The organism is Staphylococcus sp. HMSC034C12 (genome assembly GCF_001835895.1).
GTDB lineage: Bacteria > Bacillota > Bacilli > Staphylococcales > Staphylococcaceae > Staphylococcus > Staphylococcus hominis.
Genome location: NZ_KV826328.1, coordinates 1 through 1,801, shown reverse-complemented (window position 1 = coordinate 1,801; position 1,801 = coordinate 1). Strand labels below are relative to the sequence as shown.

The following is a 1,801-nucleotide window of genomic DNA, read 5'->3' as shown; positions in this document are numbered from 1 at the left end:
CATACATAGTCACCTAAATTATATTTTGGTGTTTCATAAAAACCTGTATCAACAGTCATATTGTCAGCATTATTAATGGTACCTTTGGCTACCACTACATTACTATCTACATCTTTTTGACCATCCGAATCAATAGTATCATTATCAATTGTATTTGACGGCGATGGAGTGTAATTATTAGGAATAACAAATTCAACATTATATGTTCCATTTTGTAAGTTATCAAACTGATAATGTCCTGTATCATCTGTGGTTGCACGTTGTAATTCTTTGTTATTACTATCTTTAAGAATGACGTAAACACCTGGAATACCTTTTTCGTCATCATTTTGGATACCATCTTTGTTTTTATCTAACCATACATAGTCTCCAAGACTGTATGTTGGGTTATCTCCTTGTGCTGTTGAAGAACCATTAATGTAACTGACTGTTGTACTTTTAGTGCCTGTTGGGTATCTTGATTCTTGATTACCATAACGTGTTAATTCATAATTTGTAGTAACATTGCCAGTACCTGATGGTTTAACCGCTTGAGTAATAATATAACGTTTTCCTTTTTTCATATTACTACGGTTAAGATCTATATCTACTCTAGTATTATTAAGGCTATATTTAGGTGTAAATTCATTAGTTACATCTTTAACTGCAGATCCGTTTAAATTCGGATTAAAGCTATCAACTAAAACATTATCATCTAATACTTCATACACTTTTATTTCATTAGGTATAAAATTACCGTTTTGAACTGTTGAGAAATATTTTGCATCATAAATTCTATTCCCAGGTTGATTTAAATAAACAACTTCATTATGTTTATTATTTACATTATCAACATTTGCTACTGCTGCATTTGTAAGATGGTCTTTATGATTACCATAATCTACTACAAAGTTTTCTCTAACTTCTTGGTTAGCGATGGTAACATCCATAGGATAACTTTGTTTATCTTTAGTTACTGTCTCTCTTTTTGGTGTTGCTAAAAGATTAAAGCTACCTGTAATGTTTTGGTATTGATCTACATAATTAGTAAAAGTGTATGTAGTTGTATTTGTAGTTTCATCATAAACACCGTTTGCTACAATTGAACCTTCCTTACTACGTAATTGTGTATTTTTAGCTGGAAGTTCTAAAGCACCAGGTCTAATGTAATCACCGTATTTTATAGTAAATGTATCTCCTTCTTTAATACTGTTATCTAATTCATAATCAGCAGATAATTTCAATTGCTCATTGCTTGTTGGCCAAATCGTGTTATTATCGTGTTGATTATTTTTCTGATTAAGTGTCAAACTAGCATTTGTAACACGAATTTTATCATTTACTAAAGATCCACCTGTACTTGATGTAGTATCAGTGCTATTTAAAGCAAAAGTAGTTGGTGTACTATCTGTTGATGCTGTTGACATTGGCGCTGTGGCTGCTAATGTCATAAACGGACTAGTTAATCCATAATCTGGATTTGAAAAGTCTGTTTTAATTGTTTCAGCTACAACTGCATTATCAATCTGATCTCGTGTTGCTGTTTCTAAATTCACATCATTACTTACTGCATCAGTAATTGTGTCTGTATTATTACTTGTATCTGCATTTAAACTATCTACCGCATTACTCGTGTATGCTTGTTTATCTGCAACTGAACTATCTGAAGTAATAGATGGAGCATCTGTAGTAGATGACGTATCAGTTGAATTATTTGATTGTGTTGTCGCATCTGATGGGCTTTCTGCTGAACTATCTAATTCTTGAGTTGTATTATCTTTTGAAGACGTAGTTGAAGATGACTCTTCTTTTGGTTGTTCTG

Annotated in this window: 1 protein-coding gene; it reads right to left on the bottom strand. The window is 31.9% G+C overall.

Annotation, left to right across the window (positions count from 1 at the left end; genetic code table 11):
• Positions 1–1,801, bottom strand: a 1,801-nt coding sequence (locus HMPREF2629_RS05950) for an SdrD B-like domain-containing protein (protein WP_176746866.1), incomplete at both ends; no start/stop codon positions are given.